This window comes from Bradyrhizobium dasycarpum, assembly GCF_042019905.1.
Classification (GTDB): Bacteria; Pseudomonadota; Alphaproteobacteria; order Rhizobiales; family Xanthobacteraceae; genus Bradyrhizobium; species Bradyrhizobium japonicum_B.
In genome coordinates this window covers 6,538,173-6,554,814 of the sequence record NZ_CP169574.1, presented here as the reverse complement: position 1 = coordinate 6,554,814, position 16,642 = coordinate 6,538,173, and the positions used below count along the sequence as shown (strand labels likewise).

Here is a 16,642-nt window from a genome sequence, read left to right as displayed (position 1 = left end):
CGTAGGGTGGGCAAAGGCGCGTTAGCGCCGTGCCCACGATCTTTCTCCGACGGCGACAGGTGGTGGGCACGCTACGCTTTGCCCACCCGACGCCACCGGCCCCGCGATTTACTGCACGCTCAGCGCCACAAACCGCAGCTCGCCCTCGGCGTTGGAGACCAGCAGCAGCACCGACTTCTTGCCGTCCTTCTTGAGCTGATCGACCCGCTTCTGGATGTCGGCGCCGCTCGAGACCGCTTCCTGCGCGACCTCGACGATGACGTCGCCGGCCGAGAGGCGCTTCTCCGCGGCGTCGGAATTGGCGTCGACATTGGTGACGACCACGCCCTTGACGCTGTCCTTGATCTTGTAGCGCGTGCGCAGATCCTTGTTCAGCGCGGCGAGATCGAGGCCGAGCGCCTTCTGAGTCACCGGCTTCTCGGGGGCCGGCTCGTCGGTCTTCACCGCGGCCTGCACCTTTTCGGGATCCTGGAGGCGGCCGAGCGTGACTTTCTTGGTCTGCTCCTGGCCCTTGCGGATGATGACGACGTCGACCTCCTTGCCGACCGCCGTGTCGGCGACGACGCGCGAAAGATCCTTCGGATCCTTCACGTCCTTGCCGTCGAACCTGACGACGACGTCGCCGGGTTCGATGCCCGCGGGCTTGGCCGGGCCCTTGTCGTCGATGCCGGCGACCAGCGCGCCGCGCGCGGGCTTGATGTTGAGGCTCTCGGCGATCTCATCGGTGACGCTCTGGATGCGCACGCCGAGCCAGCCGCGGCGCAACTCGCCGAACTGGCGCAGTTGATCGACGACGCCCACGACCGTCTTCGAGGGCACGGCGAAGCCGATGCCGATCGAGCCGCCGGAGGGCGAGATGATCAGCGTGTTGACGCCGATGACGTCGCCGTCGAGGTTGAACAGCGGACCGCCGGAATTGCCCCGGTTGATGGAGGCGTCGGTCTGGATGTAGCTGTCGTAGGGCCCTGAGGAGATGTCGCGATTCTTCGCCGAAACGATGCCGGCGGTGACCGTGCCTCCCAGGCTGAAGGGATTGCCGATCGCGACCACCCAGTCGCCGAGGCGAAGCTTGTCGCTGTCGCCGAACTTCACCGCGACGAGGGGCTTCGGCGGCTTGATCTTGAGCACGGCGAGATCGGTCTTCTTGTCGACGCCGACCAGCTCGGCCTTGATCTTGGTGCCGTCGTTGAGGATGACGTGGATCTCGTCGGCATCCGCGATGACGTGATTGTTGGTGACGACGACGCCCGCCGTGTCGATGATGAAGCCGGATCCGAGCGAGTTGGTCTTCTTCGAGCGCTGCCGCTGTCGCCGCCCTTGCTGCCGCCGCCGGGGCCCCTGCGGTTCTTGAAGAAATCGTCAAAGAACTCCTCGAAGGGCGAGCCGGGCGGCAATTGCGGCATGGTGTTGCTGCCGCTGCCGCCGCCCTTGGCTTCCACGGTCTGCGAGGTCGAGATGTTGACGACCGCGTCGATCACCTTCTCGGCGACGTCGGCGATGCCATCCGGTCCGCGCGCCTCGGCCGGTGTGCCGAACGCACTGAAAGCACTGACGACGAGCGCGGCCAGCCCTAAACGCAAGCGGGTCGGGGCAATGGTGGCAGCGGGCATTGGTATCTCCAGAGAAAAGGATTCGGTCCAGACTGCGCTCGAACGGGGGGATGGCGCAAGCACGGAGCTTAACGGGCCTCAAGAGCCCGATAATACGGCGAAAACCGGTCCTTCGGCTTCACTTTGGCGTTGGTGGCGAGGTCTAGACCGGACGCCGCATAACCCAGATCAGGACCAGGCCGACCACGGCCGAGCCGATCCCGACCGCCCGCAGGATGTTATCCGGCGTGGCGATGGCGCTCTTCATGGCCTTGCGCATCCAGTTTGGACTCGCCGCAAACATCAGGCCCTCCAGCACGAACAGGATGCCCAAGCCGATGAGGAAGTCGGCGAACGCAATGGACCTCATCGGATTGGAACCTCCCGTTGTGCTGTTCTTGTCTGGACGAAGGGCGGCCGGACCTGCCGCCCCTGTCTCGCTTACGGCTTCGCCGGCGTATCGGTTGCCATCTTGCCGGACGGGTTGCTGAAGTACCGGAAGAAATCCGTGTCCGGCCGCAACAGGAAGCGGGTGTCGCTGGAACGCAGCCCGTTCTCGTAGGCGGACATCGACCGGTAGAAGGTGAAGAAGTCGGCGTCCTTGCTGTAGGCTTCCGCGAACAGGCGGTTGCGCTCGGCATCGCCCGCGCCCCGGGTCTGCTCGGCCTGCGAGTTGGCTTCTGCGACGATCACGGTCGCCTCGCGATCGGCCTTGGACTTGATCTCCTGGGCCTTCTGGCCGCCTTGAGCGCGGAACTCGGCCGCTTCGCGCTCGCGCTCGGTCTTCATCCGCTGATAGACCGCCTGGCTGTTCTGCTCCGGCAGATCGGCGCGGCGGATCCGGACGTCGACGACCTCGATGCCGTAGCCCTCGGCCTCGCGGTCAAGCTGCTCCCGGATACGCTGCATCAGCTTCTCGCGGTCGTCACGCACCACGTTGATGAAGGTGACCTCGCCGAGCACACGGCGCAGCGCCGCGTTCAAGAGCGTGGTGAGCTGGACGTTGGCAGCCTGGATCGAGCCGATGCTCTGATAGAAGCGCAACGCATTCTCGATCCGGTAGCGCGCGAAGGCATCGACCACGAGCCGCTTCTGGTCGGACGCAATCGCTTCCTGCGACGGGTTTTCCAGGTCGAGGATCCGCTTGTCGATGTTGATCACCGAATTCCACGGCGCCTTGAAATGCAGGCCGGGCGCGGTGACGACGTCGACGGGCCGGCCGAACTGGAGCACGATGGTCTGCTCGGTCTGTTGCACCGTGAACAGCGACATGTAGCCGACGATCACGACGAGCAGGAGTCCAAGCAGCGTGACCATACCTGTGACCGGAGATCTCATCGGTTGCCTCCGCTCGACTGCGGACCGGTGGCAGGCGGCCGCTTGGTCGTCAATTCGCCAAGGGGCAGATAGGGCACGACGCCCTGACCCGAGGCGCCGCCGCCGTCGAAAATGAGCTTGTCCGCGCCACCGAGCACGCGCTCCATGGTCTCCAGATAGATCCGTTCACGCGTCACGTCGGGCGCCTTCTTGTATTCCTCGTAAACGTTGAGGAAGCGCGCGCTCTGGCCCTTGGCCTCGGCGACCGCCTGCTCCTTGTAACCTTCGGCAGCCTGCAGGATCTGCGCGGCACGGCCGCGCGCCTGCGGGATAACCTGATTGGCGTAGGTCTGCGCCTCGTTCTGCAACTGCTCCTGGTTGGCGCGCGCCGCCTGGACGTCGCGGAAGGCGTCGATTACCTGCGCCGGCGGATCGACCTTCTGCATCTGCACCTGGCTGATCTGGATGCCGGCGCCGTAGCTGTCCAGAGTCTTCTGGATCAGCTCGTGCACGTTCTGCTCGGTGACGTTCCGCGCACCGGTCAGGATCGGCTGGATCTGCGAGCGGCCGATCACCTCGCGCATCGCGCTCTCGGCGACCGCCTTCACCGTGCCTTCGGGATTCTGGATGTTGAAGAGGAAGTCACCGACGCCATCGGGCTTGATGCGCCACAGCACGGTGAAATCGACGTCCACGATGTTCTCGTCGCCCGTCAGCATCAGGCTCTCTTCCGGCACGTCACGGATGGAGCGGCCGCGCCGCGCCGGATCGTCGATCAGCGTCATGCCGATCGAGATGGTGTTGACGCGCAGCGCCTTGGGCAGCAGCACGGTCTCGATCGGATAAGGCAGATGATAGTTCAGGCCCGGCTGCACGGTGCGGACATGCTTGCCGAAGCGCAGCACGACGCCGAGCTCTTCGGACTGCACGCGGAAGAAGCCCGACAGCAGCCAGAACGCGATGATGAGCAGGACGATCAGCGTGATGCCGATGCCGGAGAAATAGCCGCCCGGCATGATCTGCTGGAGGCGGTCCTGGCCGCGCCGCAGAAGGTCTTCCAGATCCGGCGGCCTCGGCCCGACCGGTTGCGGGCCTGAGCCCCACGGTCCCTTTGGACCCGAGCCCCATGGGCCACCGCCCTGATTCTTCCACGGCATTCGACGCTCTCCTCGGCAGGGTGGAATTGCCCCCGCCCGCTTTGTCCGGTCCGGCTTTATAGGGGACAGGCAGGCCCCTTACAACGCGGCCCTGACCGTCTTTCGAGCTATGCTCGGGCACGAAAATGTCAATGTAAACATTGACGAAAGCGGTTAATGGCCGCGCCGCCGACGATATGTCACATAGGAGAAGTCGGCGCTGTCGTTGGGACCGGCAGGATGACGGATACGCTCAACCTCGTCCCATTCCCCCTTGGCGATGTCGAAATGCGTATCCCCTTGAGGCCGGGCGTGGACTTCGGTGATTTCGAGGCGATCGGCGCGATCGAGCCATTGCCGGAAGATCTCGGCGCCGCCGATTACCGCGATGGCAGTGGCCGAACGCCGCAGGGCATCCCCGCGCGCAACCGCGCCGGCATCGGCCGCGGATGTCGTGACGATGGCCCCGTCGGCACGATAAGCCGGATCGCGCGTGATCACGATGTTGGTGCGGCCCGGCAGCGGACGGCGGGGCAGCGATTCGAAGGTCTTGCGGCCCATGATCACGGGCTTGCCGATGGTCAGCGCCTTGAATCGCGCCATGTCGGATTTCAATCGCCACGGCATCGCATTGCCCGCGCCGATGACGCCGTTCTCCGCGATCGCGACGACGAACACGATCTCCATCAGGCAGAGCTCCCGGCAAGCCGCGTCAGCGCCGGCCCGGTGACACGGCATAGCGTCCAGTCGTCCATCATGACGGCACCGAGCGATTTGTAGAACGCAATCGACGGCGCGTTCCAGTCGAGCACCGCCCATTGCAGGCGCGCCCAGCCGTTGTCGACGCATTCCTTCGCGAGATAGACCAGCAGCGCCTTGCCGAGCCCCCTGCCCCGATGCGACGGCCGCACGTAGAGATCTTCGAGATAGATGCCGTGGCGACCGCTGAAGGTGGAGAAATTCGTGAACCAGACCGCGAAGCCGACGGCCTCACCATTCCATTCGGCGATCGCGCAATAGAGTTGCGGTCTCTCGCCGAACAGCGCGTCAGCGACGTCGGTCTCGGTCGCCTCGACCTCGTGCGAGAGCTTCTCGTACTCGGCGAGCTCGCGGATGAAGGAGAGGACGAGCCCCGCTTCTCCGGGCTGCGCACGGCGGATGGTCAACGACATCTGCGTCAGACCGCGACTTCCGCCTTGATGTGCGGATACGGGTCGTAGCCGACGAGCTCGAAATCCTCGAAGCGGAAGGAGAAGATGTCCTTTACCTCGGGATTGATCCGCATCGCCGGCAGCGCACGCGGCGCGCGGCTGAGCTGGAGCTTTGCCTGCTCCAGATGGTTGGAATAGAGATGGGCGTCGCCGAACGAATGCACGAAGTCACCGGGCTTCAGGCCGGTGACTTGCGCCACCATCATGGTGAGCAGCGAATAGGAGGCGATGTTGAAGGGCACGCCGAGGAAGACGTCGGCCGAACGCTGGTAGAGCTGGCACGACAGCTTGCCATTGGCGACATAGAACTGGAACAGGCAATGGCACGGCGGCAGCGCCATCTTGTCGACTTCGGCCGGATTCCACGCCGAGACGATCAGGCGGCGCGAGTCCGGATTGCGCTTGATCATGTCGACCACGTTCGCGATCTGATCGATGCTGCGGCCGTCGGGCGCGGGCCAGGAGCGCCATTGATGGCCGTAGACCGGGCCGAGATCGCCATTGGCATCCGCCCACTCGTCCCAGATCGTGACGCCGTTGTCGCGCAGATATTTGACGTTGGTGTCGCCCTTCAGGAACCACAACAGCTCATGCACGATCGCCTTCAGCGGCAGCCGCTTGGTCGTCAGCATCGGGAAGCCGGCCGACAGATTGAAGCGCATCTGATGGCCGAACACCGAGAACGTGCCGGTTCCGGTTCGGTCGGTCTTCTCCGCGCCGTCTGAAAGAATCCGCTCGAGCAGGTCCTGATACTGGTGCATGTGCGACTGTGCCTTTGGGAAGGCGGCGAACTTAGCGGCCGCCCCCGCGCTGCAACAGCGGCGATTCGCTGTCCGCACCGATTATACCCGGAAAAGTGAGCGTTTCCGGCGCAAACAACAAGGGGCGGAACCCGGCGTTCCGCCCCTCTCCTATAGGCCTGATAGTATTGCCTAAGTTGCCGGCTTGAGCACCGGGGTCCACTTCGCGATCTCGTTCTTGACGAGGGTGGCCAGCGCCTCCGGCGTCCGCTCCGCAGCGGTGGGGATGACGCTGCCGAGCTCGAGCAGGCGCTTCTTCACGGTCTCGTCGTCGAGCGCTTTGCTGGCCGCAGCGTTCAGGCTGGCCACGATCGCGGCCGACGTGCCCTTGGGCGCGAACATCGCGTTCCAGGCCTGGGCCTGGAATTTCGGCAGGCCGGCTTCCGCCGTGGTCGGCACGTTCGGCAGCGACGGATTGCGCTGCGGTGTTGCGATCGCATAGGCCTTGATGGTGCCGGCGTTGATCTGCGGCACGGCGTTGACGATCTGGTCGCACATGTAGTCGACCTGCCCCGCCACCAGCGCGTTCATCGCAGGTCCAGTGCCGCTGAAGGGCACGCTGACCGGCTTGACGTCGAGGATCGAGTGCAGGAGCTCGCACGAGACGTGCGAGACCGAGCCGACGCCGGCATGCGCCGCGTTCACCTTCTCGGCATTGGCCTTCACGTAGGTCACGAACTCGTTCAGGTCCTTGGGCGGGAAATCCTTGCGCGCCAGGATCAGGATCGGCGTGCCCGCCAGCAGCGCGATCGGCTCGAAATCCTTCTCGGGATGATAGGCGAGCTTCGGATAGAGCGGCACCGAGGCGGCATGCGTGCCCATATGCCCGGTGATCAGCGTATAGCCGTCATTGGTCGCGCGCGCGGCCCGCGTGGTCGCGGTGGTGCCGCCGGCGCCGACCACGTTTTCGATGATGATGCTCTGTCCGAGCGTTTGCGCCATGTGTCCGGTGACGATGCGCGCGACGACGTCGGTCGGACCGCCGGCCGCGAACGGCACGATCATGGTGATGCTGCGCGTCGGATAGGTCTGGGCCTTTGCCGGTGCGACAAAGGCGCATAGCGAGGCGAGTGCTGCGGCGCATGTGCCCGAAATCAGCGTGCGAATGGTAGTCATATCGGTCCCCCGGGACAAACTAATGCCGGCCACAAGGGCCCACATTTTCATTTCACGAAGCCGTCACACAAGTCGATTCGACTTCCGAATGCGGCGTGCCGACGCAGGTGCGCTGCGCCGACGCAGGTGCGGTGCTCAGTTCTCGGATTCGGTGAACACCTCGTCGCGCTTCGATCGCAACGAAGGCAGCACGGTAAGGACGAGGAGGCCCGCCGCGACCGCCAGCAGCACAGCCGACAACGGACGCGTCAGGAACACGCTCCAGTCGCCGCGCGAGATCAGCAGCGCACGGCGCAGGTTCTCCTCCATCAACGGTCCCAGCACCATGCCGAGCAGCAGAGGTGCCGGCTCGAAATCGTGCTTGATCAGCCAGTAGCCGACCAGACCGAACACGCCGGCGAGGATGACGTCGACCGGCGCGTTGTTCACCGAATAGATGCCGATCGCGCAGAAGATCACGATCGAGGGGAACATCAGCCGATAGGGCACCCGCAGCAGCCGCACCCAGATTCCGACCAGCGGCAGGTTGATGATGATCAGCATCAGATTGCCGATCCACATCGAGGCGATCATGCCCCAGACGAGATCCGGCTGCTTCTGCATCACCTGCGGGCCCGGCACGATGCCGTGGATGGTCATCGCGCCCACCATCAGCGCCATCACCGCGTTCGGCGGGATGCCGAGCGTGAGCAGCGGAATGAAGGAGGTCTGCGCGGCGGCGTTGTTGGCGCTCTCCGGCCCCGCCACGCCCTCGATCGCGCCGCGGCCAAACCGCGACGGATCCCTGGCGAGCTTCTTTTCGAGCGTATAGGCGCCGAAGGATGCAATCGTCGCGCCGCCGCCGGGCAGGATGCCGAGGATCGAGCCGAGCACGGTGCCGCGCAGGATCGCGGGCGTCGAGTCGATCAGATCCTTCTTGGTCGGCATCAGGCCGGTGATCTTCTGCTGCACGAGGTCGCGGCTCATCTCGGCGCCGGCGTCGAGATTGCGGATGATCTCCGCGAAGCCGAATACGCCCATCGCCACCGTCGCAAAGCCGAGGCCGTCGGCGAGCTCCGGAATGTTGAAGGCCATACGGGAGGCGCCGGTTTCGATGTCCGAGCCGACCATCGACAACAACAGGCCGAACACGATCATCGCGATCGCCTTCAGCACCGAGCCCTTGGCCAGCACGACCGCAAAGATGAGGCCGAGCACCATCAGCGAGAAATATTCAGCCGGACCGAACGCCAGGGCGAGCTTGGTCAGCGGCGCGCCGAGCACGGCGATGAGCACGGTCGCGACGCAGCCGGCGAAGAACGAGCCGATCGCGGCGATCGCCAGCGCCGGGCCGGCACGGCCCTGCTTGGCCATCTGATGACCGTCGATGGCGGTCACCACCGATGTCGCCTCGCCTGGAATATTGACGAGGATCGACGTGGTCGAGCCGCCATATTGCGCACCGTAATAGATGCCGGCCAGCATGATCAGCGCGCCGACCGGCGGCAGTCCGAAGGTGATCGGCAGCAGCATCGCGACGGTCGCGATGGTGCCGATGCCCGGGAGCACGCCGACCAGCGTTCCGACGAGAGCGCCGATCAGGCACATCAAGAGATTGATCGGGGAGAACGCGACGGCGAAGCCGTGAGCGAGGTTGGCAAAGATATCCATCACGCCCTCACTGGATCAGGAAACGCGGGTACATCGGCATCGGCAGCCCGAGCACGTATGGAAACAGGATTGCACAGCCGATCGTCAGGCAGGCTCCGACGATCACCGCTTCCAGCCACCGCGTCTCCTGCGAGCCCGCCGCTGCGATCATGAAGCTCGTGAAGGCCGTGACCACGAGGCCAAGAGACCGGATCGACAGGGCGAAAAAGAGGATCGCGGCGACCACGAACAGCGGTCCCCGCCAGGAATAATGGGCCATCGCCGGCCCATTGGTCAGAAGGCCGGTCAGGGCGATGGCCGCGGACAAGGCAACCAGCAATCCGCCGAACATGCGCGGCGCGGTGCCGGCGCCGAAGGAGAAGCCCCGCATGCCCTGCAGATCGCTTCCCGCCCACAGCGCGAACAGGGCAACCGCCATCAGGACGACGCCGCCGACATAATCCTGCGCCGACCGTACCGTCATGAACAGCGTCAGGATCGCTACGACCAGCAGCGGATAGGAATAGATCAGGGCCAGCAGGACCTCGGACGACATCTTCTTGGTGCCGCCGCCGAACGATCCGAAAATCGCACTGGGCGCGCCTGCGAGCAGCGCCGTCACGTGACTCGTGACCACCGTCCCCGGGCCGCGGCCGGTGCCCCAGCCGAAGATCGTCCCGATCGACCAGATCAATTCGAATATCTGCGGCGCAATCGCCAGCAGACAAAAGCCAAGCGCCAACCGGGTATTTCGGCTGGCTGTCGCTGAGTGGCCCATCGTGTCGGCCATGCCTGTCTCCTCCGCGACCCGTAAGTCACGAGCACTGTTGTTCTAAATCGGCTGGAACTGGATCCCCCGCCCGGAACACTGCCTAGCGATTTTCATGACACAATGCCAGCAAAACCCAACAGCCCGCCGGCAAGCAACAGCCACAGTGGATTGATGCGCGAGATGGATGCGATCACCGCAACCATTGCGGTCAGAAGCAGTGCAGCAATCGTGCGATCGGTCGACTGGGCCAGGATCAGGGCACTCGCCGCCATCAATCCGATCGAGAGCGGAACCAGTGCAGCTTGTATCAAGCCAGGCCAGCGCGACTGGCTGGGCCGATTCAGGAGCCGGCTTACATAATAGGCAAGCAGCGCCGTCGGCAGGCACATCGCCAGCGTCGCCGCCAGCGCGCCGGGGATGCCGGCGACGGCATAGCCGATTAACGTCACGATAAGAACGTTCGGACCCGGCGAGAGCTGTGCGATCGCATAGGCATCGGTGAACTGCTTGTCGGTCATCCAGTGATTCACCTCGACCGCGATGCGATGCATCTCGGGCACCGCCGCCGCGGCGCCGCCGACTGCGAACAGCGACATCAATCCGAAGGTGACGATCAGGGCCCAGATCGGATTGTCGGCGTTCATGCTGCTACTTTCCGCCGCAGGAAATAAGTGACGCCGATGCTCACGGGGATCGCGACCAGCAGCACCGCCTGAAGCGGCAGGCGGAGCACGCCGATGGCGAGGAACACGCCGAGCATCAGGATCAGCGCGAGGGTGTCCGTCCGCTTCAGCAGCGGCGTCATCATGCGGAAGACCACCGCGATCAGGAGACCGACGGCCGCGCAGGAGATGCCGGCGAGGCTGCGGCGCAGCACGTCGAGGTCGCCAACACGGGCGTAGATGATCGCGAGAACCATCATGATCAGTGTCGGCGGCAGCAGCAGCCCGGCAAAGGCGGCAACCCCGCCGGCAATGCCGCGCAGCCTCGATCCGAACACCATCGACAAATTGACGATGTTGGGCCCGGGCAGGAAATGGCAGAGTGCGAAGGTCTCGTTGAACTCGTCCGCCGTCATCCAGCGGTGCTGCTCGACGATGGCCCTCCGGGCAAACACCAGGACCCCGCCGAAACCGGCCAGCGACATCCTGGCGAAGGCCAGAAACAGTTCCAGCAGGCCGGGCGCAGGAGCGCCGGGCGCCGGCTGCTCCGGCAGTCGATCTGATGGTTGGCCGGCCGGTGCTGAATCCTCGGACATCTCAGAAGCTTAGACCGCCGGCGCCGATGCGGCCAAGATCAGGCCCCGCCTCGGCGCGGAACCTATCCAAAGAGAATTGGGCGAGGCGTGCAAAACCCCTGTTTTTCGAAACCCTTGCGCCCTATATTGGGGGTGCCGGTTCGCCGGCTATGGAAATAAACGGTCGTCGCAATAAACCATTCGGACCCGGGGGCGGTACCCGGCGCCTCCACCAAAGCCCACCAACCGGCTATCCGGAAGCGGGCTTTGGCGGGGGCGAAATAGGATCGACGAGGGCGTAAAGGGCGTACTTTTTCCCGGTATTGTTCCGCCGTTATCGGGCTACTGCAATAGTTGCCAACGACAACTTTGCTCCGGTTGCTCAGGCTGCGTAACGCAGTTTGAAAGACCATCTTAAAGTCCTAACGGGTTAAGCTCCGTTAGGCGGGGTTCGGAGGCACCTGGCAACAGAAGCCTCCACTTGCCTTTCTTTCTTCTCCGGCGGGGACTCCTGCTGACCCGTCAGGCGCGATATTGTTGCGGCTTGGCGAGTCGAGTCGGTAGGCTCCGGCTTCGGGGACGCAACAGGACCACCATGGCGACCGATCATATCCGATACGATGTGCTGGCCCGCGACGCGCTGCGCGGCGTGCTGCGGAAGGTGCTGACCGATGCCGCGGCCCATGGCCTGCCCGGCGAGCACCATTTCTTCATCACCTTCGTCTCGAAGGCCGAGGGCGTGAAGCTGTCGCCCCGGCTGCTGGCGCAATACCCGGAAGAGATGACGATCATCCTGCAGCACCAGTTCTGGGATCTGACCGTGCTCGAGGACCGCTTCGAGGTCGGCCTGTCCTTCGGCGGCATTCCGGAGCGGCTGGTGGTGCCGTTCAGCGCCATCAAGAGCTTCCTCGATCCGTCCGTGAAGTTCGGCCTCCAGTTCGACACGTCCGATGTCGCCGAGGTTGCGACGGAGACTTTGCCGGCGGCCCCTGCCGCTTCGGCCGTATCGGTGCCCGCCGCCACTGAAAAGGCGGAGACCGCGGAAGAGCCGACCCCGCCGAACCAGGGCGGCGCCGAGGTGGTGCGGCTCGATCGTTTCCGCAAGAAATGATCTAGGTTGGCTTTGCAGCCGTCGCGCCCGGCCTAACTCCCTATATAGAAGAGCACATGAAGAGGCCGCGCGGTGTTTCGCGCGGCGGAATGGATGTGCTCATGGCCAAAGCTTCCCGCTCAAAGACCGCTCCTCCCGCGACCCGCATCGAGACCGACAGTTTCGGTCCCATCGAGGTCCCTGCCGATCGCTATTGGGGCGCGCAGACCGAACGCTCGCGTCAGAATTTCCGCATCGGAACGGATCGCATGCCGATCGCGCTCGTGCACGCGCTCGGCATCGTCAAGCTTGGCGCCGCGCAGTCCAATCTGGAGCTCGGCCTGCTCGACAAGCGCCGCGCGGGTGCCGTCATCCGCGCCGCGCGCGAGGTGATCGAGGGCAAGCTGGATGACCATTTTCCGCTGGTCGTATGGCAGACCGGCTCCGGCACGCAGAGCAACATGAACCTCAACGAGGTGATCGCCAACCGCGCCAACGAACTGCTCGGCGGCGAGCTCGGCGCCAAGAAGCCGGTGCATCCGAACGACCACGTCAACATGAGCCAGTCGTCGAACGACTCGTTCCCGACCGCGATGCACATCGCGGCCGCAACCCGGATCAATGCCGATCTCATCCCCGCGCTCACCGAATTGCTGCGCGCGCTGCGCAAGAAGGAGAAGGCGTTCGCAAAGATCGTCAAGATCGGCCGCACCCACACCCAGGATGCGACGCCCCTGACGCTCGGCCAGGAGTTTTCCGGCTATGCCGCGCAGGTCGAAAGCGGCATCGCCCGGCTCAAGTCCGCGGTGAAGGAGCTTTATCCGTTGGCGCAGGGCGGCACCGCCGTCGGCACCGGCCTCAATTCGAAGCCGCGCTTTGCAAAGCTGTTCGCAAGGCACGTCGCCCGCATCACGAAACTCCCGTTCACCAGCGCCGCCAACAAGTTCGAGGCGCTGGCCTCGAACGATGCCTACGTGCTGGCGCATGGCGCCATCAATTCGGTGGCGACGGGCCTGTTCAAGATCGCCAACGACATCCGCCTGCTCGGATCCGGCCCGCGCTCTGGGCTGGGCGAGCTGATCCTGCCGGAAAACGAGCCGGGCTCGTCGATCATGCCGGGCAAGGTCAACCCGACGCAGTGCGAGGCGATGACCATGGTGTGCTGCCAGGTGTTCGGCAATCACACCGCGATCACGGTGGCCGGCAGCCAGGGCCATTTCGAACTCAACGTCTACAAGCCTGTGCTGGCCTACAACATGCTGCACTCGATCCGCCTGCTGGCGGATGCGGCGCGATCCTTCACCGAGCATTGCGTCAGCGGCATCCGCGCCGACGAGAAGCGCATCGACGAGCTGATGCAGCGCTCGCTGATGCTGGTGACGGCGCTGGCCCCGAAGATCGGCTACGACAACGCCGCCAAGGTGGCCAAGACGGCCCATGCCAACGGCACCACGTTGAAGGAGGAGGCGCTGCGGCTCGGCTTCGTCTCGGCGGACGAGTTCGATCGCCTGGTACGCCCCGAGAAGATGACCAGCCCGGGATAAATTCCGAATTCCGATAGCCATCCGTAATGATACGGACCCCCTGCGCCCAGAAATGTGCGGCTTTGGGGGTGGGATTTGATTACCGTCAATGTTCTGGCGGGACGGCATGCTACCCAGCCCTTCCGCCCCCCAACGGGGCCAAATTCATCCTTTGATGGCCCAAGGGGCTGATTGACGAGGACGAGCGAATGGCGATCAAGTCTTGTGGGGCGCAACGCGGCGCCCTGTTTCTGAATGTTTCATCCCGCCTGACGAGGATCGGATGATGGAGACGCGGCATGGGGAACGTCATCAACCTGAATCGTTTCAGGAAGCGCGCCGAGCGGGAAGCCTCGGCGAAGCAGGCGGACGCCAACCGGTCGAAGTTCGGCCGCACGAAGGCGGAACGGTCGGCGGAGGAGATGCGCGCGGACAAGGCGAAGGCGCACCTGGACCGGCATCAGATCGACCGCGAGGAGCAGCCATGAAGTCGCCCGTCGTGAAGCGGTCGATCGTCGTCGCCGGGCACAAGACCAGCGTCAGCCTGGAAGAGGCGTTCTGGAACGGCATGAAGGAGATTTCCGGCCTGCGCAACATGACGTTGTCGGAGCTGGTCGGCGAGATCGACAACAACCGCCAGCAGGGCAATCTGTCGTCGGCGATCCGTCTGTTCGTCCTGGACTACTTCAAGAGCCGGGCGATGGCCGCCCAGCCGGACAAGGTCCCGGCCCAATAGCCAGCTCTCGGGGGCGCCTTTGAGGCGCCCCGCCATCCGCGCTTTTTAAAATCACTCTAAGGTGCGGTTTCAGCGAGCGCCCGCGCTTGACCTCAATGCCTTGCGTTGAAAATACAGGGCATGACCGACACCAACGACACGCGCCCGCACATGCCGCTCGGCCTGGCCCAGCGCGGCTATTCCGGCGTCATCCAGCACCTGTCCGCTAGCCAGGCGGGCTCGGCGCTTTCCGACATCGAGCTCGAGAGCCGCCTGATCGAGCTCGGCTTCGTCGAGGGCGCCCGGGTCGAGGTGCTGCACGAGGGGCTGGTCGGGCGCGATCCGATTGCGGTGCGGGTCGACAGCATCACGATCGCGGTCCGCCGCCGCGAAGCCATGGCGGTCATCGTCGCTTAGCCTGCGGCCGGACGCCTCATCACAAGCCGTTTGCCAGGCCTTGATCCCATGGAATTACCCCTGCTGCATCTCGCCCTGGTCGGCACGCCAAACAGCGGCAAGACATCGCTGTTCAACGCCCTGACCGGCAGCCGGCAAAAGGTCGCGAACTATCCCGGCGTCACCGTCGAGCGCAAGGAAGGCTTCTTCGTCACCCCCCTGGGGCGCCAGGTCTCGGTGGTCGACCTGCCCGGCACCTACTCGCTGCGCGGCCGCAGCCCGGACGAGGAGATCACCCGCGACTTCGTGCTCGGCAAGGCCTCCGGCGAGACCGTGCCGGATCTCGTGCTGTGCGTGGCCGATTCGACCAATCTGCGGCTGACCATCCGCCTGCTGCTCGAGCTCAAGCGCACCGGACGGCCGATGGTCCTCGTGCTCAACATGTTCGACATCGCGGCCCGCCGCGGCATCACCGTCGACGTCGAGCGGCTCGCCAAGGAACTCGGCCTGCCCGTGGTCACCTCGATCGCGGTGCGCAAGGGCGGCACGGCCGAGCTCTTGAAGCTGACCGACGAGATCCCGGCGAAGCTCGCCGCCGGGGCGGAGGCGAACAGCTGGCGCGCGCTCAGCGTCGCCGAATTGCGCGCGACCCAGCGCGAGGCCGACCGCATCATCGCCGACTGCGTCAGCCTGCCTGCGAGACCCGACACCTGGACCGCGCGGATCGACGCCGTCGTGCTGCATCCCGTCGGCGGTCTCGTCGTGCTGACGCTGATCCTGTTCGTGATGTTCCAGGCGGTGTTCGCCTGGGCGCAACCGGCAATGGATCTGCTCAAGTCCGGCTTCGACGCGCTCGGCGAGCTCGTGCACACCACCCTGCCCGAGGGCCTCTTGCAGAGCTTCCTGGAGAACGGCGTGATCTCGGGCGTCGGCAGCGTCATCGTGTTCCTGCCGCAGATCATCCTGATCTTCCTGTTCATCCTGCTGCTGGAGGATTTCGGCTACATGGCGCGTGCCGCGTTCCTGATGGACCGCATCATGGGTGGCGCCGGCCTGCACGGCCGCGCCTTCATTCCGCTGTTGTCGAGCTTTGCCTGCGCCATCCCAGGCATCATGGCGACGCGCGTGATCGACAACAAGCGCGATCGGCTGACCACGATCCTGATCGCGCCGCTGATGACCTGCTCGGCGCGCATTCCGGTCTACACGCTGATCATCTCCGCCTTCATTCCGGCGAAGGAGGTCTGGGGCTTCATCAACCTGCAGGGCCTCGTGATGTTCGGCCTCTACGCCGCCGGCATCGCCAGCGCGCTGATCGTCTCGTTCCTGATCAAGTTCTTCATGCTGCGCGACTTTGCGCCGGCGCCATTCATGCTGGAGCTGCCGGACTACAAGATGCCGCGGCTGAAATCGATCGCGATCGGTATCTACACCCGCGCCAAGATGTTCCTGGTGCGCGCCGGCACCACCATCTTCTCGATGATGGTGCTGATCTGGTTCCTGGCCTCGTTCCCGCAACCGCCTGCGGGCGCCACCGGGCCCGCGATCGACTTCAGCCTGGCTGCGATGATCGGCAAGGCGCTCGAGCCGCTGCTCGCGCCCGTCGGCTTCAACTGGCAGATCGCGGTCGCGCTGATCCCGGGCATGGCGGCGCGCGAGGTCGCGGTCGCAGCGCTCGGCACCGTCTACGCGATCGAAGGCGGCCAGGAAGCGGCCGAGCAGATCGGCCAGGTGCTGGCGACGAAATGGTCGCTGGCGACTGCTCTGTCGATGCTGGCCTGGTACATCTTCGCCCCGCAATGCGCATCCACGCTGGCCGTGATCCGGCGCGAGACCGGCAGCTGGGCCTGGATGGGTGTGACCTTCACCTACATGCTGGTGCTGGCCTATGCGGCGAGCCTTTTGACGTACAACGTCGCCGTCGCGCTGGGGGCGGGATAGACCCCTGAAGCCAAAACTGAGAAAACAACCCCATGCACAGTAGACGGGGTCAGTGAAATCAATGGCTTGAGTCGGGCGCGAAAACCATCTGACCGAGAACTCCGCACCCGTTGCTCCGTCGGCCAAAACAGGGGCATGATGTCATCATCGACCGCAACGACAGCGGCATG

17 protein-coding genes, 1 other RNA gene and 1 pseudogene are annotated in these 16,642 nt (G+C 64.7%); 7 read left to right on the top strand and 12 right to left on the bottom strand.

All coding sequences use genetic code 11. From position 1 onward, the window contains the following. Positions 1-108: 108 nt before the first annotated feature. From ACETMP_RS31255 to ACETMP_RS31200, 12 genes and pseudogenes are all read right to left on the bottom strand, one after another. Positions 109-1,610: pseudogene (locus ACETMP_RS31255) on the bottom strand (Do family serine endopeptidase). Positions 1,611-1,752: 142 nt separating this feature from the next. Next, a complete protein-coding gene (locus ACETMP_RS31250; RefSeq protein ID WP_028137993.1) occupies positions 1,753-1,959 on the bottom strand; it encodes a DUF2065 domain-containing protein in 207 nt (68 codons plus the stop codon). 71 nt (positions 1,960-2,030) lie between these two features. After that, a complete protein-coding gene (hflC, locus tag ACETMP_RS31245) occupies positions 2,031-2,927 on the bottom strand; it encodes a protease modulator HflC (RefSeq protein WP_028137994.1) in 897 nt (298 codons plus the stop codon). After that, positions 2,924-4,063 carry an FtsH protease activity modulator HflK gene (gene hflK / locus ACETMP_RS31240; protein ID WP_375159144.1) on the bottom strand — a complete coding sequence of 380 codons (1,140 nt, stop codon included), beginning with the start codon at positions 4,061-4,063 and terminating at the stop codon, positions 2,924-2,926. The genes hflC and hflK overlap by 4 nt, the downstream gene beginning before the upstream one ends. Before the next feature lie 153 nt (positions 4,064-4,216). Then, positions 4,217-4,729 carry a dihydrofolate reductase gene (locus tag ACETMP_RS31235; protein WP_375159143.1) on the bottom strand — a complete coding sequence of 171 codons (513 nt, stop codon included), beginning with the start codon at positions 4,727-4,729 and terminating at the stop codon, positions 4,217-4,219. Then, entirely contained in the window at positions 4,729-5,214 is a 486-nt protein-coding gene (locus ACETMP_RS31230) for a GNAT family N-acetyltransferase (protein ID WP_375159142.1), read from the bottom strand. Before ACETMP_RS31230 ends, ACETMP_RS31235 begins: the two co-directional genes overlap by 1 nt. Positions 5,215-5,219: 5 nt before the next feature. After that, positions 5,220-6,014 (bottom strand): thymidylate synthase, encoded by a 795-nt coding sequence (locus tag ACETMP_RS31225; protein WP_375159141.1) that lies wholly within the window; start codon positions 6,012-6,014, stop codon positions 5,220-5,222. 171 nt (positions 6,015-6,185) lie between these two features. Next, a complete protein-coding gene (locus tag ACETMP_RS31220) occupies positions 6,186-7,169 on the bottom strand; it encodes a tripartite tricarboxylate transporter substrate binding protein BugD (protein WP_375159140.1) in 984 nt (327 codons plus the stop codon). 135 nt (positions 7,170-7,304) lie between these two features. Further along, positions 7,305-8,819: a tripartite tricarboxylate transporter permease gene (locus tag ACETMP_RS31215; protein ID WP_375159139.1), complete on the bottom strand. Its 1,515-nt coding sequence runs from the start codon at positions 8,817-8,819 to the stop codon at positions 7,305-7,307. 7 nt (positions 8,820-8,826) lie between these two features. Continuing rightward, positions 8,827-9,588: a tripartite tricarboxylate transporter TctB family protein gene (locus ACETMP_RS31210; protein ID WP_375159138.1), complete on the bottom strand. Its 762-nt coding sequence runs from the start codon at positions 9,586-9,588 to the stop codon at positions 8,827-8,829. A 92-nt stretch (positions 9,589-9,680) separates the two neighbouring features. Beyond that, positions 9,681-10,214 (bottom strand): chromate transporter, encoded by a 534-nt coding sequence (locus ACETMP_RS31205; protein ID WP_375159137.1) that lies wholly within the window; start codon positions 10,212-10,214, stop codon positions 9,681-9,683. After that, on the bottom strand, positions 10,211-10,828 hold the full coding sequence (locus tag ACETMP_RS31200; RefSeq protein ID WP_375159136.1) for a chromate transporter: 618 nt from the start codon (positions 10,826-10,828) through the stop codon (positions 10,211-10,213). The genes ACETMP_RS31205 and ACETMP_RS31200 overlap by 4 nt, the downstream gene beginning before the upstream one ends. A 95-nt stretch (positions 10,829-10,923) precedes the next feature. Here ACETMP_RS31200 and ssrA point away from each other — a divergent pair. From ssrA to ACETMP_RS31165, 7 genes are all read left to right on the top strand, one after another. Continuing rightward, positions 10,924-11,289: a transfer-messenger RNA gene (ssrA, locus tag ACETMP_RS31195) on the top strand. A gap of 113 nt (positions 11,290-11,402) precedes the next feature. Further along, the gene (locus tag ACETMP_RS31190) at positions 11,403-11,918 is read left to right on the top strand and encodes an SspB family protein (RefSeq protein ID WP_375159135.1); all 516 of its coding nucleotides are present in this window, start codon (positions 11,403-11,405) and stop codon (positions 11,916-11,918) included. A gap of 89 nt (positions 11,919-12,007) precedes the next feature. Beyond that, on the top strand, positions 12,008-13,441 hold the full coding sequence (fumC, locus tag ACETMP_RS31185) for a class II fumarate hydratase (protein ID WP_375159134.1): 1,434 nt from the start codon (positions 12,008-12,010) through the stop codon (positions 13,439-13,441). A gap of 278 nt (positions 13,442-13,719) precedes the next feature. Further along, on the top strand, positions 13,720-13,908 hold the full coding sequence (locus tag ACETMP_RS31180; protein ID WP_375159133.1) for a DUF4169 family protein: 189 nt from the start codon (positions 13,720-13,722) through the stop codon (positions 13,906-13,908). Beyond that, positions 13,905-14,156: a ribbon-helix-helix domain-containing protein gene (locus ACETMP_RS31175; protein WP_025038043.1), complete on the top strand. Its 252-nt coding sequence runs from the start codon at positions 13,905-13,907 to the stop codon at positions 14,154-14,156. Before ACETMP_RS31180 ends, ACETMP_RS31175 begins: the two co-directional genes overlap by 4 nt. A gap of 120 nt (positions 14,157-14,276) precedes the next feature. Continuing rightward, positions 14,277-14,552 carry a FeoA family protein gene (locus ACETMP_RS31170; RefSeq protein WP_028138007.1) on the top strand — a complete coding sequence of 92 codons (276 nt, stop codon included), beginning with the start codon at positions 14,277-14,279 and terminating at the stop codon, positions 14,550-14,552. A 48-nt stretch (positions 14,553-14,600) separates the two neighbouring features. After that, positions 14,601-16,472 (top strand): ferrous iron transporter B, encoded by a 1,872-nt coding sequence (locus tag ACETMP_RS31165; protein ID WP_375159132.1) that lies wholly within the window; start codon positions 14,601-14,603, stop codon positions 16,470-16,472. The last annotated feature ends 170 nt before the right edge of the window (positions 16,473-16,642 follow it).

Bases quoted from the DNA above. Each gene is read 5' to 3' on its own strand.
- ACETMP_RS31220 (WP_375159140.1), bottom strand. From the start codon at position 7,169: ATGACTACCATTCGCACGCTGATTTCGGGCACATGCGCCGCAGCACTC.
- ACETMP_RS31225 (WP_375159141.1), bottom strand. From the start codon at position 6,014: ATGCACCAGTATCAGGACCTGCTCGAGCGGATTCTTTCAGACGGCGCG.
- ACETMP_RS31190 (WP_375159135.1), top strand. From the start codon at position 11,403: ATGGCGACCGATCATATCCGATACGATGTGCTGGCCCGCGACGCGCTG.
- ACETMP_RS31165 (WP_375159132.1), top strand. From the start codon at position 14,601: ATGGAATTACCCCTGCTGCATCTCGCCCTGGTCGGCACGCCAAACAGC.
- ACETMP_RS31205 (WP_375159137.1), bottom strand. From the start codon at position 10,214: ATGAACGCCGACAATCCGATCTGGGCCCTGATCGTCACCTTCGGATTG.
- ACETMP_RS31175 (WP_025038043.1), top strand. From the start codon at position 13,905: ATGAAGTCGCCCGTCGTGAAGCGGTCGATCGTCGTCGCCGGGCACAAG.
- hflK (WP_375159144.1), bottom strand. From the start codon at position 4,063: ATGCCGTGGAAGAATCAGGGCGGTGGCCCATGGGGCTCGGGTCCAAAG.
- ACETMP_RS31250 (WP_028137993.1), bottom strand. From the start codon at position 1,959: ATGAGGTCCATTGCGTTCGCCGACTTCCTCATCGGCTTGGGCATCCTG.
- ACETMP_RS31170 (WP_028138007.1), top strand. From the start codon at position 14,277: ATGACCGACACCAACGACACGCGCCCGCACATGCCGCTCGGCCTGGCC.
- ACETMP_RS31180 (WP_375159133.1), top strand. From the start codon at position 13,720: ATGGGGAACGTCATCAACCTGAATCGTTTCAGGAAGCGCGCCGAGCGG.
- fumC (WP_375159134.1), top strand. From the start codon at position 12,008: ATGGATGTGCTCATGGCCAAAGCTTCCCGCTCAAAGACCGCTCCTCCC.
- ACETMP_RS31215 (WP_375159139.1), bottom strand. From the start codon at position 8,819: ATGGATATCTTTGCCAACCTCGCTCACGGCTTCGCCGTCGCGTTCTCC.
- hflC (WP_028137994.1), bottom strand. From the start codon at position 2,927: ATGAGATCTCCGGTCACAGGTATGGTCACGCTGCTTGGACTCCTGCTC.
- ACETMP_RS31200 (WP_375159136.1), bottom strand. From the start codon at position 10,828: ATGTCCGAGGATTCAGCACCGGCCGGCCAACCATCAGATCGACTGCCG.
- ACETMP_RS31210 (WP_375159138.1), bottom strand. From the start codon at position 9,588: ATGGCCGACACGATGGGCCACTCAGCGACAGCCAGCCGAAATACCCGG.
- ACETMP_RS31235 (WP_375159143.1), bottom strand. From the start codon at position 4,729: ATGGAGATCGTGTTCGTCGTCGCGATCGCGGAGAACGGCGTCATCGGC.
- ACETMP_RS31230 (WP_375159142.1), bottom strand. From the start codon at position 5,214: ATGTCGTTGACCATCCGCCGTGCGCAGCCCGGAGAAGCGGGGCTCGTC.